Source organism: Fructilactobacillus sp. YLN 2412, assembly GCF_059488745.1.
Window position 1 is genome coordinate 1 of the sequence record NZ_CM183165.1, and the last position, 15,665, is coordinate 15,665.

14 protein-coding genes are annotated in these 15,665 nt (G+C 35.3%); all 14 read left to right on the forward strand.

Annotation, left to right across the window (positions count from 1 at the left end; translation table 11 throughout):
* The 14 genes from dnaA (at position 1) to AC0GLR_RS00070 (ending at position 15,656) form a co-directional block, all read left to right on the forward strand.
* Complete coding sequence (dnaA, locus tag AC0GLR_RS00005) at positions 1–1,344, forward strand: chromosomal replication initiator protein DnaA (RefSeq protein ID WP_495604795.1); 1,344 nt, start codon at positions 1–3, stop codon at positions 1,342–1,344.
* 202 nt (positions 1,345–1,546) lie between these two features.
* Positions 1,547–2,686, forward strand: a complete 1,140-nt coding sequence (gene dnaN, locus AC0GLR_RS00010; protein ID WP_495604796.1) for a DNA polymerase III subunit beta — start codon at positions 1,547–1,549, stop codon at positions 2,684–2,686.
* 170 nt (positions 2,687–2,856) lie between these two features.
* A complete protein-coding gene (gene yaaA, locus AC0GLR_RS00015; RefSeq protein WP_054646505.1) occupies positions 2,857–3,075 on the forward strand; it encodes a S4 domain-containing protein YaaA in 219 nt (72 codons plus the stop codon).
* 8 nt (positions 3,076–3,083) lie between these two features.
* Positions 3,084–4,196, forward strand: coding sequence for a DNA replication/repair protein RecF (recF, locus tag AC0GLR_RS00020; RefSeq protein WP_495604797.1), 1,113 nt, complete (start codon positions 3,084–3,086; stop codon positions 4,194–4,196).
* Between the two features lie 31 nt (positions 4,197–4,227).
* Entirely contained in the window at positions 4,228–6,177 is a 1,950-nt protein-coding gene (gene gyrB / locus AC0GLR_RS00025) for a DNA topoisomerase (ATP-hydrolyzing) subunit B (protein WP_495604798.1), read from the forward strand.
* Between the two features lie 52 nt (positions 6,178–6,229).
* A complete protein-coding gene (gene gyrA / locus AC0GLR_RS00030) occupies positions 6,230–8,752 on the forward strand; it encodes a DNA gyrase subunit A (RefSeq protein ID WP_495604799.1) in 2,523 nt (840 codons plus the stop codon).
* 201 nt (positions 8,753–8,953) lie between these two features.
* Positions 8,954–9,250 (forward strand): 30S ribosomal protein S6, encoded by a 297-nt coding sequence (rpsF, locus tag AC0GLR_RS00035; RefSeq protein ID WP_054646502.1) that lies wholly within the window; start codon positions 8,954–8,956, stop codon positions 9,248–9,250.
* A 26-nt stretch (positions 9,251–9,276) separates the two neighbouring features.
* Positions 9,277–9,795 (forward strand): single-stranded DNA-binding protein, encoded by a 519-nt coding sequence (gene ssb / locus AC0GLR_RS00040; RefSeq protein WP_495604800.1) that lies wholly within the window; start codon positions 9,277–9,279, stop codon positions 9,793–9,795.
* 38 nt (positions 9,796–9,833) lie between these two features.
* Complete coding sequence (rpsR, locus tag AC0GLR_RS00045; RefSeq protein WP_495604801.1) at positions 9,834–10,088, forward strand: 30S ribosomal protein S18; 255 nt, start codon at positions 9,834–9,836, stop codon at positions 10,086–10,088.
* A 111-nt stretch (positions 10,089–10,199) separates the two neighbouring features.
* A complete protein-coding gene (locus tag AC0GLR_RS00050; RefSeq protein WP_495604802.1) occupies positions 10,200–12,227 on the forward strand; it encodes a DHH family phosphoesterase in 2,028 nt (675 codons plus the stop codon).
* 48 nt (positions 12,228–12,275) lie between these two features.
* Positions 12,276–12,728: a 50S ribosomal protein L9 gene (rplI, locus tag AC0GLR_RS00055; RefSeq protein ID WP_495604803.1), complete on the forward strand. Its 453-nt coding sequence runs from the start codon at positions 12,276–12,278 to the stop codon at positions 12,726–12,728.
* Positions 12,729–12,761: 33 nt separating this feature from the next.
* Entirely contained in the window at positions 12,762–14,180 is a 1,419-nt protein-coding gene (gene dnaB / locus AC0GLR_RS00060; RefSeq protein WP_495604804.1) for a replicative DNA helicase, read from the forward strand.
* A gap of 143 nt (positions 14,181–14,323) precedes the next feature.
* On the forward strand, positions 14,324–15,295 hold the full coding sequence (locus AC0GLR_RS00065) for a GMP reductase (protein ID WP_495604805.1): 972 nt from the start codon (positions 14,324–14,326) through the stop codon (positions 15,293–15,295).
* Between the two features lie 100 nt (positions 15,296–15,395).
* Positions 15,396–15,656 (forward strand): hypothetical protein, encoded by a 261-nt coding sequence (locus AC0GLR_RS00070; protein ID WP_065866131.1) that lies wholly within the window; start codon positions 15,396–15,398, stop codon positions 15,654–15,656.
* Positions 15,657–15,665 lie beyond the last annotated feature (9 nt).

The window sequence follows — 15,665 nt, forward strand, 5'->3', positions numbered from 1 at the left end:
ATGAATCAAAACGAATTATGGAATAAAATTAAACTTAAATTTAAAGAAAATGCTAATTTTGACAATAATACATACGATACCTGGATTAATTCCGTAAAACCAATTTCTTATGAAGGAAATGTTTTAACTCTTGAACTTCCAACCGCATTGCATCGTGATTATTGGGATCGACAATTAAAATCAACCTTCATTGAATATGCTTATTCAATTACACAAACTGACATTACGCCAAATCTAGTTCTAAAAGGTGAAGTTGATGATAACAATCAAAACCTCAAAAGATTTAATGAAGTTAACGGAAAATCTGAAATTCCACACATTGATCCCCATTTAAATCCCAGCTACACTTTTGATACTTTCGTAATTGGCCAAGGTAATCAGATGGCACATGCTGCTGCACTAGCTGTTTCAGAAGATCCTGGTAAAGTTTATAATCCATTATTTTTCTATGGAGGAGTTGGATTAGGAAAAACTCATTTAATGCAGGCCATCGGTAATAAAGTTCTTGCATCAAATCCGAATGCTATTGTTAAATACGTAACCACAGAAAAATTCACAAATGATTTTATTGATTCACTGCAAAACAACAAAATGCAGGAATTTAGAAAAGTTTATCGAAACGTTGATTTGTTATTAATTGACGATATTCAGTTTCTTGCTAATAAAGAAGGAACCCAAGATGAATTCTTCAATACATTTAACGCTTTATATGAAGACAACAAACAAATTGTAATGACTGCCGATCGTCTTCCTAATGAAATTAATTCACTCACTGATCGCTTAGTATCAAGGTTTAAGTGGGGTTTGTCTGTTGACATTACTGCTCCTGATATGGAAACTCGAGCTGCAATTTTACGAGCAAAAGCTAAATCAGAATCATTAGCAATTGATGATAACATTATGAGTTACATTGCCAGTCAGATTGATTCTAATGTCCGCGAATTAGAGGGGGCATTATCACGAATCAAAGCTTTTGCTGATTTAAAACAGGAACCAATTACCATGGATTTAGTTTCCGAAGCACTACGTCCACTAAAACTTAATAAAGAAAAAAGTGCCGTTACCCCTGAATCTATCATTAAAACCACTGCTTCTTATTTTCATGTAACAGTAAAAGAAATCAAAGGTAAAAAAAGAGTAAAAGCCATTGTGATGCCACGCCAAATCGCCATGTATCTTTCTAGAGAATTAACAGATAATTCCCTTCCAAAAATTGGTGAAGCCTTTGGTGGTAAAGATCACACTACAGTTATTCATGCCTGTGATAAAATCAGCACACAATTAGCGACTGATTCTGATTTACAAAATCAAATTAAAGATATCAAAACAGAAATCAAACATTAGCCAAAAAATATCATGGTATAATCTAACTGTGGATAAAAACTAAGAAACATAATTTTTACTAACAGACTTATCCACAGTGGATAACTTATATTCAATCAATATTTTGCCCAGTTATCCCCATGATTAACAGCACCTACTACTACTGCTTTTAATTCTTTTATTAATTAAGTAAAATGCATCAAGCAACGGAGGGTCTATAAAAATGAAATTTTCAATTAATCGTGCATCATTCGTTAAAGCATTAAATATTGTTCAAAGAGCTATATCTTCAAAAACTACTATTCCAATTTTAACTGGATTAAAAATTGATGTTTCTCCAAACCACATTTTGTTAACAGGAAGTAATGCTGATATTTCAATTCAAACCACAATTAGTGGTGATAATCCGGATAATGATTTAACAATTAGTGATACTGGAAGTATTGTTTTACCTGCTCGTTTTTTTGGAGAAATTGTAAAAAAACTTCCTGGAAATGAACTTTCAATTGAAGTTAGTGATAATTTCCAAACTAACATTAACTCTGGAAATTCTGATTTTACAATCAATGGGTTAGATTCGAATGGCTATCCTCATCTTCCAGAAGTTAATACTGATAATACAGTTGATTTACCAGCAGAAATTTTTAAAGAAGTGATTGGACAAACTGTAATTGCAGTTTCAAAACAGGAAAGTCGACCAATCTTAACTGGAGTTCATTTTACTTTGAACCAAAATCAGTTATTAGCTGTTGCAACGGATAGTCATCGTCTTAGTCAAAGAAAAGTAGATCTTCCAAAAGAGGATGATGGAGAGTACGATGTGGTAATTCCTGGTGATAGCTTGAAAGAACTTTCTCATATGCTGGATGGAGAAAAAGAACAGATTAAAATGAATCTGTCTGAAAATCAGGTTATGTTTAATTTTGGTGCAACTAGATTTTATTCTCGTCTTTTAGAAGGAAACTACCCTGATACTTCTCGTTTAATCCCGAATTCATCTGTTACTAAAGTGCAATTTTCAGCAGCTTACTTATTAGCTGCTGTGGAACGTGCCTCGCTGTTATCACATGAATCGCGTAATAACGTTATTAAATTATCAATTAAGCCTAATGATAAAGTTGTAACTATCACGGGTAATTCTCCCGATGTTGGTAAGGTCGAAGAAGACCTAGAGCCTAAGTTAGTTGAAGGTGAAGAGTTAGAGATTTCTTTTAATCCAGATTATATGAAAGAAGCTTTGCGTGCCTTTGGTCAAATTGATGTGGAAGTTGGATTTACTTCAGCCTTGCGTCCCTTTACAATTGTTCCAACAGATGAACAAGAAGATTTCATTCAATTAATTACGCCAGTTCGGACATTTTAAAAATAATTAATAATAAAAAAGCTCATATTTTACGATATGAGCTTTTTTATTATTAATTAATATGTTTTGGCTTAAAATCGCAAACAGCTTTAAAAGGCTCATAATTTCGATATTTATATACTTTTCTTAATTTAAAGGTTATAATAGAAGTATTGAAAGCAGGTGGATTCATGAAAAAAGAAGTTGTTATTACGACACCTTATATAACTTTAGGGCAATTATTAAAAATGGAAGACATTATTGCGTCTGGTGGTCAGGCAAAATGGTATTTGCGCGAAAAATCAGTTTTTTTAAACGATGAACCAGAAAATCGGCGTGGGAAAAAATTATATGATGGAGATACAGTTCGAGTTCCAGATGTCGGATTGTTTTTTATTAAGTCAAAGTAGGAAATTTAATGCAGGTAAATGAGTTAAAACTACGAAATTTTCGTAACTATCAGAATGCTGATGTTCATTTTTCAAATGGCGTTAATGTATTAATGGGACAAAATGCGCAGGGGAAAACAAATTTACTGGAAGCAATTTATGTTTTAGCTTTAACAAAAAGCCATCGAGCTAATAACAATCGAGATTTGATTGAATGGAACGATAAAAAGGCGGCAATTTGGGGCGAGATTCAACATAAAACTGGTAAAACCCAATTAGAACTAACGCTTAGTTCAAAGGGAAAACGAGCTCGAGTTAATCATATTGAGCAGGCTAAACTTTCGACTTATATTGGACAGTTGAATGTGATTCTATTTGCCCCAGAAGATTTAAAGATTGTAAAAGGATCTCCACAGGTTCGGCGCCATTTTATGGATATTGAATTTGGACAGATGAGTAGCAAATATTTGTACAATACTTCTCAATATCGTCGTATTTTAAAACAGCGGAACATTTATTTACGTCAATTGCACTTGCATAAAGCTAAGGATTTGATGTATTTAGATGTTCTTTCTGACCAATTAGCTGCATATGCGGCAGAGATTATTTATCAGCGTGTCCAATTATTAGGTAAATTACAAAAATGGTCACAAAGTATCCATAGTGAAATCTCTCAGCAACAGGAAATTTTAAAGTTTAATTATATAACTTCCTTGCGTAAGGAAGATTTAGGCTCAGTTGAGCAGATTTATCAGACACTGCTGACTAAATTTAAAGCGAATCATGAAAAAGAAATCCGACAAGGGACAACTATCTTTGGTCCCCATCGTGATGATTTGCGTTTCATGGTAAATGGGAAAGATGTAGCAACATTTGGATCGCAAGGGCAGCAGCGAACAGCTGCTTTATCGACTAAGTTAGCAGAAATTGATCTTATGAAAGAAGAAACAAATGAATATCCAGTGTTACTACTAGATGATGTATTATCTGAGCTTGACGAAGGCCGACAAACTCATTTACTAACAGCTATTCAAAATAAAGTTCAAACATTTTTGACCACTACCAGTATGAATGGAATTGCTACTAATTTAATTAATAATCCCAAAATGTTCCACATCGAAAAGGGAATTATTTCTGAGTAATTTTTAAATAGATTGATTGGGGAGGATATATATGACAGACAAGCCACAAGAGACAAAAGCTGAACGTGCCGCAGATTACGATGCCAGTCAAATCCAGGTTTTAAAAGGACTTGAAGCAGTTCGAAAACGTCCTGGGATGTACATTGGTGCAACTAATTCTCAAGGATTGCATCATTTAGTATGGGAAATTGTAGATAACGGTATTGATGAAGCATTGGCTGGTTTTGCTTCTGAAATCAATGTTGTAATTGAAAAAGATAACAGTATTACTGTCACTGATAATGGTCGTGGGATTCCAGTTGATTTGCAAAAAGAAACCGGGAAACCTGCGTTAGAAACCGTTTTTACTATTTTGCATGCTGGAGGAAAATTTGGCGGTGGCGGATACAAAGTTTCTGGGGGACTTCATGGTGTGGGTGCTTCAGTAGTAAATGCTTTGTCATCTGAACTTTCTGTCGAAGTAATTCGAGGCGGAAAACGCTATTATATGGATTTTGTGCGCGGACATGTTAAAACCCCAATGAAAGTTATTGGCGACGCCCCTGAAGGCGAACATGGCACGAAAGTTCATTTTGTTCCCGATTCAGATATTTTTATGGAAACGACGAATTATAGCATGGAAACTTTAAGTTCTAGAGTTCAGGAACTTGCCTTTTTGAATAAAGGGTTAAGAATTACGATTACTGATAAGCGACCTGAAAAACCAATAGAACATGATTATTTTTACGAGGGTGGGATTCGACATTATGTTGAATTCTTAGACCGTGGCCGTAGTCCGGTTTTTAAAGATCCTATCTATGTTGAAGGCAAGGAAAATGGCATTACCGTTGAAGTTTCTTTGCAATATACTAATGATTATCACAGTACTTTGAAAACTTTTACCAATAACATTAATACATATGAAGGTGGAACCCATGAAGAAGGTTTTAAGCAAGCCTTAACACGGATTATTAATGTTTATGGACGAAACAATAATATTATTAAGGATAATGAAGATAATTTAAGCGGACCCGATGTTCGTGAAGGTCTAACGGCAGTTGTTAGTGTAAAACATCCCGATCCTCAGTTCGAAGGACAAACTAAAACTAAATTGGGTAATTCTGATGCTCGAACTGCTACTAACCATGTATTTAGTCAACAATTTTCTAAATTTATGGACGAACATCCTCAAATTGCTAAGGAAATTGTACAAAAAGGAATGTTGGCATTTAAAGCACGTTCGGCTGCCAAACGTGCTCGTGAAGTAACTCGGAAAAAGAGTGGACTTGAAATTAATAATTTGCCGGGTAAACTGGCTAATAATACTAGTAAAGATCCTAAAATTTCAGAATTATTTATTGTCGAAGGTGATTCGGCCGGTGGTTCTGCTAAACAAGGACGCTCTCGTTTAACTCAAGCTATTTTGCCAATTCGTGGGAAAATCTTGAATGTTGAAAAAGCTACCATGGATCGAATTTTAGCAAATGAAGAAATTAGATCGTTATTTACAGCAATGGGAACTGGATTTGGCGAGGAATTTGATATTGAAAAAGCTAAATACCATAAATTAATTTTAATGACGGATGCCGATGTTGATGGCGCTCATATTCAGACATTATTATTAACATTGATTTATAACTTTATGCGCCCAATGATTGACCACGGTTTTGTGTACGTGGCACAACCACCGTTATATCGAGTTCGTCAAGGAAATAAATTTCAAAGATATGTTGATTCTGATGAGGAATTACAAGAATTGTTGGAATCATTACCTGCTTCACCCAAGCCTCAGATTCAACGATACAAAGGTTTAGGGGAAATGGATGCTGAACAATTGTGGGATACGACTATGAACCCAGTTAACCGACGCTTATTGCGAGTTACTTCTGATAATGCTGAAGCAGCTGCTGAGGCTTTCACAATGTTAATGGGTGAAAAAGTAGGACCTCGGCGTCAGTTTATTGAAGATAATGCTAAATTTGTACAAAATTTGGACGTTTAGTAAAAATGTTTCATGTGAAACATCTGGATAATGTGAATGAGTAATGAAATGAATGGAGGCAAGTCATTTGGCAAACGAAACTGACACGCCAGAAACTAGAATAACGAATGTCGATTTATCGAAAAAAATGAAATCTTCATTTTTGGATTATGCGATGAGTGTAATTGTGGCTCGAGCATTACCTGATGTTCGAGACGGAATGAAGCCGGTTAATCGACGGATTTTGTATGGAATGGATCAGTTAGGGGTTACACCTGAAAAACCATATAAAAAATCTGCTAGAATTGTCGGGGACGTAATGGGTAAATATCATCCCCATGGTGATAGTTCAATCTATGAAGCTATGGTACGAATGGCACAGGAATTTAGTTATCGCTATATGCTGGTTGATGGGCATGGTAACTTTGGTTCTGTGGATGGTGATGGTGCTGCTGCAATGCGGTATACCGAAGCACGTCTAAGCAAAATTTCAATGGAGATGCTGCGAGATCTTAACAAAAACACCGTTAATTTTGTCCCTAACTATGATGGTACCGAACGTGAACCAGTGGTCTTACCAGCTCGAATTCCTAATTTATTATTAAATGGGGCAACTGGAATTGCGGTAGGAATGGCAACCAATATCCCGCCTCACAATTTAAGTGAAGTCATTTCAGCCATTCATATTTTAATGAAAAATCCAGATGCAACAGTTAATGATTTGATGGAAGCGTTACCAGGACCTGATTTCCCAACTGGTGGAATTGTAATGGGTAAATCTGGAATTCGTAACGCTTATGAAACCGGACGTGGAAATATTATTGTCCGTGCTAAGGTCGATATTGAAACGGATAAGAACGGCAAGCAGACAATCATTGCAACCGAACTTCCTTACATGGTTAATAAAGCCAAATTAATTGAACGAATTGCTGATTTAGTTCGTGATAAAAGAATTGTTGGAATTACGGCAATCAACGATGAATCCGACCGAGAAGGAATGCGGATTGCTATTGATGTCAGACGTGATGCTAATGCTGAAGTGGTTTTAAATAATTTATATAAAATGACACTAATGCAGACTTCTTATAGTTTTAATATGCTGGCAATTATTGACGGTGCGCCTAAAGTTCTTGGTTTAAAAGAGATTCTGAATAGTTATTTGAATTATCAAATTGACGTAATTACTCGTCGAACTAAATTTAATCTAAAAAAAGCTGAAGCTCGAGCACATATTTTAGTTGGATTATTAGTAGCGTTAGACAACATTGATGCTGTCATTAAAATTATTCGTGGGTCAAAGACCGGTGAAATTGCTAAAAATGAATTAATCAATAATTTTGAACTTGATGATAAACAAGCTCAGGCGATTTTGGATATGCGTTTGGTTCGTTTAACAGGGTTAGAACGCGGTAAGATTACTGATGAACATGAAAAACTAATGGAACAGATCAAAGATTACCGTGATATTTTAAATAGTCATGAACGAGTAACCGAGATTATTTATGATGAATTAATGGATATTCAAAAACGTTTTGGTGATGCTCGTCGTACTCAATTAATGATTGGTGAAATTACCAACATTGAAGACGAAGATCTAATCGAAGACGAACATGTTACGATTACTTTAACCCATAACGGATACATTAAACGTCTTCCAACGGATGAATTTAAGACACAAAATCGTGGTGGTCGCGGTATTAAAGGAATGGGTGTTAATAAAGATGACTTTATTGAACATTTATTGACTGGATCTACACATGATTTGCTATTGTTCTTTACAAATTCAGGAAAAGTTTACAGTATGAAAGCTTATGAAGTGCCTGAATATGGACGTTCTGCTAAGGGAATTCCAATTGTAAATCTGATTCATTTAGGTGATAACGAGAAAATTCAAACAGTTTTGGATATTTCAGCTGATGGTGATAATGATGATAAGTATCTGTTCTTTACCACAAAATTGGGAACGGTTAAACGTACTCCACTGAATGAATTTGTAAATATTCGCAACAATGGTTTGAAATCAATTAACCTGCGTGATCAAGATGAAGTTATTAATGTTTCATTGGTTGATGATAATCAAAATATGATTATTGGAACTCATTTAGGTTATGCAGTTAGTTTTAAAGTTAGCGACGTCCGCACAATGGGACGATCAGCAACTGGAGTACGTGGTGTAAGACTTCGTAATGATGATTATGTCATTGGAGCAGCCATTTTAGCTCCTGATAGCGATGTGTTTGTAATATCTGAAAAAGGATATGGTAAACGAACTCCCGCTAATCAATATGCAATTAAAGGACGAGGCGGAAAGGGAATTAAGACGTCAAATATTTCTGCAAAGAACGGTCCGTTAGTTGGTTTAGGAGTTATTAATCAAGACGAAGATATCATGTTGATTACTGATCAGGGAGTTATGATTCGGTTTGCAGCTGATAATGTTTCAGAAACCGGACGTGCAACTCTTGGAGTTCATTTGATTCGAGTTGATGATGGTTCTAAAGTTGCCACTATGGCAATTGTGCAACGTACTGAACCTGATGAAATTATTGATGACGATGCGGATGAAAATCCAAATGACGATTCAGAAAATGAATAAAATTTTAAAAAGGATTACGATAATGCAAAATCATAATCCTTTTTTGCGTATTTAAGTTTGTATCGCAAAATCGCATTTCGTGTATTGAAAAAATTTACAACTATGCTACAATAGAACTCTGTAGGTCAGATTAATTTTAATTTGATCTCCCTTGTTCTTCAAATTATTGAAGAGCCTATAGTCCATAAGGAGGTGCAATTCATGGAAAACAAATATGAAATTACTTACATCATTCGTCCAGATATCGACGATGCTGCTAAGACTGCTTTAGTAGAACGATTTGACAAAGTTTTGTCAGATAACGGTGCTAACGTAATCGATTCAAAAGATTGGTCTAAACGTCGCTTTGCTTACGAAATTGGTGGCTTTAACGAAGGTACTTACCACGTTGTTAACTTAACTGCTGATGACAGTAAAGCAATTGATGAATTTGATCGTCTTTCTAAATTTAGTGATGATATTTTACGTCAAATGACTGTAAAACGCGATGATAAATAAATAGTAAACGAGAGGAGCTTTTCAGTATGATTAATACCGTTGTCCTAACTGGACGTTTAACACGTGATGTTGATTTGCGATACACCCAAAGCGGTGCAGCAGTAGGAACATTTACCCTCGCTGTTGACCGTCGTTTCACCAATGCGAATGGTGATCGGGAAGCTGACTTCGTCAATTGTGTTATTTGGCGTAAATCAGCTGAAAACCTTGCTAACTTCGTACACAAAGGTTCGCTTTTAGGAGTTGAAGGTCGGATTCAGACTAGAAACTATGAAAATAAGCAAGGCCAGCGTGTTTATGTCACCGAAGTAGTTGTTGAAAACTTTACTTTGTTGGAACCACGTCAAAATGGTAGTCAGCAAAATAACAACAATAGCAACCAAGCTCCTCAACAAAATCCATTTGGAACTCCTAAGAATAATAATTTTGATAACAACAATAATAGTAATCAAAGTAATAATAGTAATAGTGCAGACAATTCTGCTGATCCATTTGCTAATTCTGGAGACCAAATCGATATTTCCGATGATGATTTACCATTTTAATGGCAAAATCTGATTAACGAACGAGGAGGGAAACAAACATGGCTGAACAAAGACATTCAAGAGGTAGAAGAGGCGGTGGACACCGTCGTCGTAAAGTTGATTTTATTGCTGCAAATCATATCGAATACATCGATTACAAAGATGTTGATTTGATTAAACGTTTCATTTCAGAACGAGGTAAAATTTTACCACGTCGTGTAACTGGAACTAGTGCTAAAAACCAACGTAAGTTAACAATTGCTATCAAGCGTGCTCGTATCATGGGCTTGCTACCATTCGTAGTTGAAGACTAATAAAAGATTGATCCAGTATTTGCTGGGTCTTTTTTTATGGTCAATTTTTGCATGTCTTTTTGTGCTAAAATAATAAATAATAGTTAATAAAAGATAAGTAGGAATTTTATTATGAAAAAATCATTGCGTCATTTAAATTTACCTCCCTTTTTAAAGAATAAACGATTACGTAATATTTCACTTTTTATTGCAATAAGTTTAATTTTAGGATTGGTAATTGCTTTTATTTATAACGTTGTTATTGGTTTGGTTCTGCTGATTTTAGCGTCTGCAGGTCTCACTTATACCATTAAAGAATTAAATATTGTTGAAGAAAATGCTACTAAATATGTGACAGATTTATCTTATTTAGTTTCTCGTGGGGAACGCGAGTCGTTGTTAGAGATGCCGATTGGGGTGTTAATTCTTGACGACGAACATCGAATTAATTGGATTAATCCATATCTGCAACCATATTTTGAGAGCAATAAAATCTTTGGTAAATCACTTGAAGAGGTCGCTCCGGAATTGTTTGATTTAATTCAGGAAAATTGGAACGAAGATGAACCATTTGAAATTACGTGGCGTGGCAAACATTTTACAATGCTGATTCAGCGACAATATAATACAATTTACTTAATGGATATTACGCATTATGCTGATGTAGAAGTTAAGTATGAAAACGAAAAAATTGTAATTGGGGAAGTATATCTTGATAATTTTGATGAAGTTAGTCAATCGATGTCTGATCAAGAAATTTCCAATTTACGTAATTATGTGACTAATAAACTTAGTACGTGGGCAAAAGACTATGGGGTTTATCTGAAACGCATAGATGCCGATCACTATATGATTATGATGTATGTACAGGCTTTGCAGGAAATTGAAGCGGATAAATTTAACATTTTAGATATCATTCGGAAGGGAACATTACAACAAAACTTTCCAATTACACTTAGTATCGGGATTGCTTATGGCGATACTGATTTGAATCAATTAGCTGATTTGGCGCAAAATAATCTTGATTTAGCTTTAGGTCGAGGTGGTGATCAAGCAGTTATTAAGCCGAGGGACGGCGAAGCACGTTTTTATGGTGGAAAAACGAATCCGATGGAAAAACGGACTCGAGTTCGTGCTCGAATGATTACGAATGCTTTACAGGAATTAATGCGAACTTCAGATAAGATTTTTGTTGACGGTCATCAACAACCAGACATGGATTGTTGGGGAGCTGCGCTAGGGATTCGACGAATTGCACAGATGAACAATAAAGAGTGCTATATTGTGTTTGATGATAAAGATGCACACACTGATATTAAGCGTTTGTTAGATAAAATTGATGAATATCCTGACATTTTAGATTCGATTGTGACACCTGATAAGGCTGTCAAAATGGCCACTGACGAAAGTTTATTAATTATGGTAGATCATTCTAATCCTAATATTGGAGTTGCTAAGAATTTATATGAACGCTTGATTAATCGAATTGTGATTATTGATCACCATCGACGTGGAGAGGATTTCCCAGCCAATCCATTGTTAGCTTATGTAGAACCGTACGCTTCTTCTGCTTGTGAATTAATTACAGAAATGTTTGAATATCAATCGCAAAGTGCTGATCCAATTAATGATTTGGAAGCAACTGTTATGTTGACCGGTATCGTAGTTGATACACAATCGTTTAAGGTACGAACGGGAACTCGGACATTTGATGCCGCTAGTTATTTACGGTCTGCTGGAGCAGATGTTGATGAAATTTCATCCTTTATGAAAGAAAATGCCACTAATTATATGTCAGAAAACCATTTAATTTCATTGGTTAATTTTATTGATGATAATTTGGCATTAATTACGGCTGAAGACGACATTAAATATGATTCGGTAACTGCCGCAAAAGCAGTTGACTCATTACTTTCAATTGATGGGATCGAAGCATCATTTGTAGTTTATCGACGGATGGATGGTAATGTTGGGATTTCAGCCCGTAGTACTGGCGCCATAAACGTCCAATTGATTATGGAAGCTCTCGGCGGCGGAGGTCATTTGGTTGCTGGTGCTACTCAAATTAAAGATAAGACTGTTGCTGAAGCTAACGAAATGTTGACGGAAGTAATTGATCAAAAACTTTTTGATAATTCCAATAATAAGGGTGACGAATAGCACAATCAGAATAAATCTGTTAAATTATTAAAAAAGGAGTGAATGATAATGAAAGTTATCTTTTTAGAAGATGTTAAAGGAAAAGGTAAACGTGGTGACATTAAGGATGTTCCCGCAGGATATGCGCAAAATTATTTAATTAAAAATGGGTTAGCAGAGGCTGCTACCAAATCAGCAGTTAGTAAAATCAAAGCAGAACAAAAGCATGCTGCTGAAAATGCTAAAGAAGAATTAGCAGAATCTAAAAAAGTAAAAGACTTTTTGGAAAAAGACGACACAGTTGTTGAATTAAAAGCAAAGGCTGGAAAAGATGGTCGGCTTTTCGGCTCAATCACTAGCAAACAAATTGCTAAAGCATTAGCTGATCAATATGATGTAACGATTGATAAACGGAAAATTGAATTAGCGGAACCAATTAAGGCAATGGGATATACTAATGTTCCTGTTAAATTGCATCCCAGTGTCACTGCTGAAATTCGTGTTCATATTTCTGAAAAGTAATGGTATTCAGTATGATTAGAAAAGAGTTTTTGGATGAATAACGATGTTTTAACTGATGATCATACGCCTCCACATAGTATTGAGGCTGAAAAAGCTGTTTTAGGATCGATTTTCCTTAATCCAGACACGTTGCCAGATGCGATGGAATATTTGCATGCGGATGATTTTTATAAGCGTGCACACCAGTTGATTTTCCAAACGATGATTGATTTATCTGATAAAAACCAGGGAATTGATGCTGTAACCGTGACTGATAAATTAAAGGGACAAAATCAATTAGACGATGTTGGTGGAGTAGCTTATATTGTTGAACTGGCAGAATCGGTTCCAACAGCTGCTAATTTAGTTTACTATGCTAAAATTGTGCGAAAAAAAGCCACTTTGCGTAACTTAATCCAAACGGCAACTAAAATTGCATCCGATGGTTATGATGAAGATGAAGATGTCGATACGATGTTAGATAACGCAGAACGCGATATCATGGACGTTTCTGACAATCGGAATCAAAGTGGATTTAAACCAATTCGAGATGTTTTAAGCGAGTCATTTGCTAAAATTGATGAATTATCTAAAAATGGTGGAAATGACATAACTGGTTTACCAACTGGTTATAAAGCATTGGATGAAATGACGACCGGGTTGCATCCGGGTGAATTGATGATTTTGGCAGCGCGTCCGGCAGTTGGTAAAACTGCCTTTGCACTTAATATTGCTCAAAATGTTGGAATTAAAACTCCGAAAACAGTTGCATTATTTAGTTTAGAAATGAGTGCTGAGTCATTAGTTAATCGGATGTTGTGTGCTGAAGGCAGTATTGATGCCAATCATTTGCGAACTGGGGAATTAAGTAGTGAGGAATGGAATAGTTTGACTGTTGCAATGGGAACATTGTCAAATGCTAAAATTTACATTGATGATACTCCCGGAGTTAGAATGGCATCGATTCGAGCTAATTGTCGTCGCTTAAAAAAAGAAGCGGATCGGGATGCTGCTAATGGTGGTGGCTTAGGCTTAGTTGTCATTGATTATTTACAGTTAATTGAAGGTAGCAATAAAGAAAGTCGACAGCAAGAAGTGTCTGAAATTTCACGACAGTTAAAAAAATTAGCAAACGAGTTGGAAGTTCCAATTATTGCACTTTCACAACTATCTCGAGGCGTAGAACAGCGTCAGGATAAACGACCAGTATTATCTGATATTCGTGAATCTGGTTCGATTGAACAGGATGCAGATATCGTAGCCTTTCTGTATCGTGATGATTACTACGAACGTGATGATGGTGAGGATAGTGAACCTGGAAATTCCAAAGAGGATGAAGTTGACGATAATGTGGGTGAAGTCGAAATTATTATTGAAAAGAATCGTTCTGGTCCACGAGGAACGGTTAAATTATTATTTGTGAAATCATTTAATAAATTTTCATCGATTTCATATGCGTATGATGATCAATAAAATAAAATCCAGTTGAAATTACTCAACTGGATTTTTTATTTTCAGATTAATTGACTATCACAAATTAATTAGGTAATATATTGGATGGCAAACGAATAAAGATAATTTCAATATATGTAATGTTCGTGATTAGGAGTGTTAAAATGGAAGTTTTTGATTATGATGATATTCAATTAATACCTAATAAATGTATCGTAAACTCACGAAGTGAATGTAACACTGAAGTGGAGTTTGGGGGACGTAAGTTCAAATTACCAGTTGTTCCTGCTAATATGCAGACTGTTATCAATGAAGATTTGGCTGTTTCATTAGCTAGTAATGGCTATTTTTATGTGATGCACCGATTTCAACCAGAAAAACGGCATGATTTTGTAAAAAGAATGCACGATAAAGATCTTTTTGCTTCAATTAGCGTTGGGGTTAAACCTGGAGAATATGAATTTATTGATAGTTTAGCTGCGGACAATTTAGTTCCAGAATACATTACCATTGATATTGCTGATGGATATGCAGATTCTGTGATTAATATGATTCATTACATTAAAGATAAACTTCCAACTGCTTTCGTGATTGCTGGAAATGTTGGCACTCCGGAAGGGGTACGTGCTTTAGAAAATGCTGGTGCAGATGCTACTAAAGTCGGAATTGGACCTGGAAAAGCATGTATTACTAAAATTAAAACTGGTTTTGGAACTGGAGGCTGGCAATTAGCTGCAATTCGTTATTGTGCTAAAGCAGCCCAAAAACCAATTGTTGCTGATGGTGGAATTCGAAACGATGGCGATATTGCCAAGTCAGTTCGATTTGGAGCTACGATGTGTATGATTGGATCAATGTTTGCCGGTCATCAAGAATCTCCTGGTGAAGAAGTTGAAAAAGATGGAAAGAAATATAAAGAATATTTTGGATCAGCTTCTCAATTCCAAAAAGGTGCTTATCGTAATGTCGAGGGTAAAAAACTGTTAGTACCTTTTAAAGGTAGCATTTATGATACCTTAAATGAAATGAAGGAAGATTTACAGTCTTCAATTTCGTATGCTGGTGGTCGTGACTTAAATGCACTTGGAACAGTTGATTATGTAATTGTAAAAAATACCATTTATAATGGTGATTAATTGTTTCATGTGAAACATTTTAATGTTTGAGTCGCTTTAATTGACCATAACTAAACAAGGTTTGTATAATATTCCCATTAACTAAAAAAGGAGTGATATTATGTCAGACGCAACTAAAGCAGATAAAACATTAGATAAGATTTCAGAAATCGTAACTAAACTTGAAAAAGATTTAGCTAAAGAAAGTACTGAATCAGAAGAAGGTCACAAAGTTCGTGCTTGGTTTGAAGAACACAAAGCCATTCATGAAATCAAACGTACCCTTCACGGAGTTGGCAAATTCGATAAGTATGACGAAGATGCTTACAACAAATTCATGAAAGATTACGAAAACGTAATTAATGATTTTGATAAAAATTAATTAAACATG

Coding starts and splice junctions, on each gene's coding strand:
- dnaA (WP_495604795.1), top strand. CDS start 1: ATGAATCAAAACGAATTATGGAATAAAATTAAACTTAAATTTAAAGAA.
- dnaN (WP_495604796.1), top strand. CDS start 1,547: ATGAAATTTTCAATTAATCGTGCATCATTCGTTAAAGCATTAAATATT.
- yaaA (WP_054646505.1), top strand. CDS start 2,857: ATGAAAAAAGAAGTTGTTATTACGACACCTTATATAACTTTAGGGCAA.
- recF (WP_495604797.1), top strand. CDS start 3,084: ATGCAGGTAAATGAGTTAAAACTACGAAATTTTCGTAACTATCAGAAT.
- gyrB (WP_495604798.1), top strand. CDS start 4,228: ATGACAGACAAGCCACAAGAGACAAAAGCTGAACGTGCCGCAGATTAC.
- gyrA (WP_495604799.1), top strand. CDS start 6,230: ATGGAGGCAAGTCATTTGGCAAACGAAACTGACACGCCAGAAACTAGA.
- rpsF (WP_054646502.1), top strand. CDS start 8,954: ATGGAAAACAAATATGAAATTACTTACATCATTCGTCCAGATATCGAC.
- ssb (WP_495604800.1), top strand. CDS start 9,277: ATGATTAATACCGTTGTCCTAACTGGACGTTTAACACGTGATGTTGAT.
- rpsR (WP_495604801.1), top strand. CDS start 9,834: ATGGCTGAACAAAGACATTCAAGAGGTAGAAGAGGCGGTGGACACCGT.
- AC0GLR_RS00050 (WP_495604802.1), top strand. CDS start 10,200: ATGAAAAAATCATTGCGTCATTTAAATTTACCTCCCTTTTTAAAGAAT.
- rplI (WP_495604803.1), top strand. CDS start 12,276: ATGAAAGTTATCTTTTTAGAAGATGTTAAAGGAAAAGGTAAACGTGGT.
- dnaB (WP_495604804.1), top strand. CDS start 12,762: ATGAATAACGATGTTTTAACTGATGATCATACGCCTCCACATAGTATT.
- AC0GLR_RS00065 (WP_495604805.1), top strand. CDS start 14,324: ATGGAAGTTTTTGATTATGATGATATTCAATTAATACCTAATAAATGT.
- AC0GLR_RS00070 (WP_065866131.1), top strand. CDS start 15,396: ATGTCAGACGCAACTAAAGCAGATAAAACATTAGATAAGATTTCAGAA.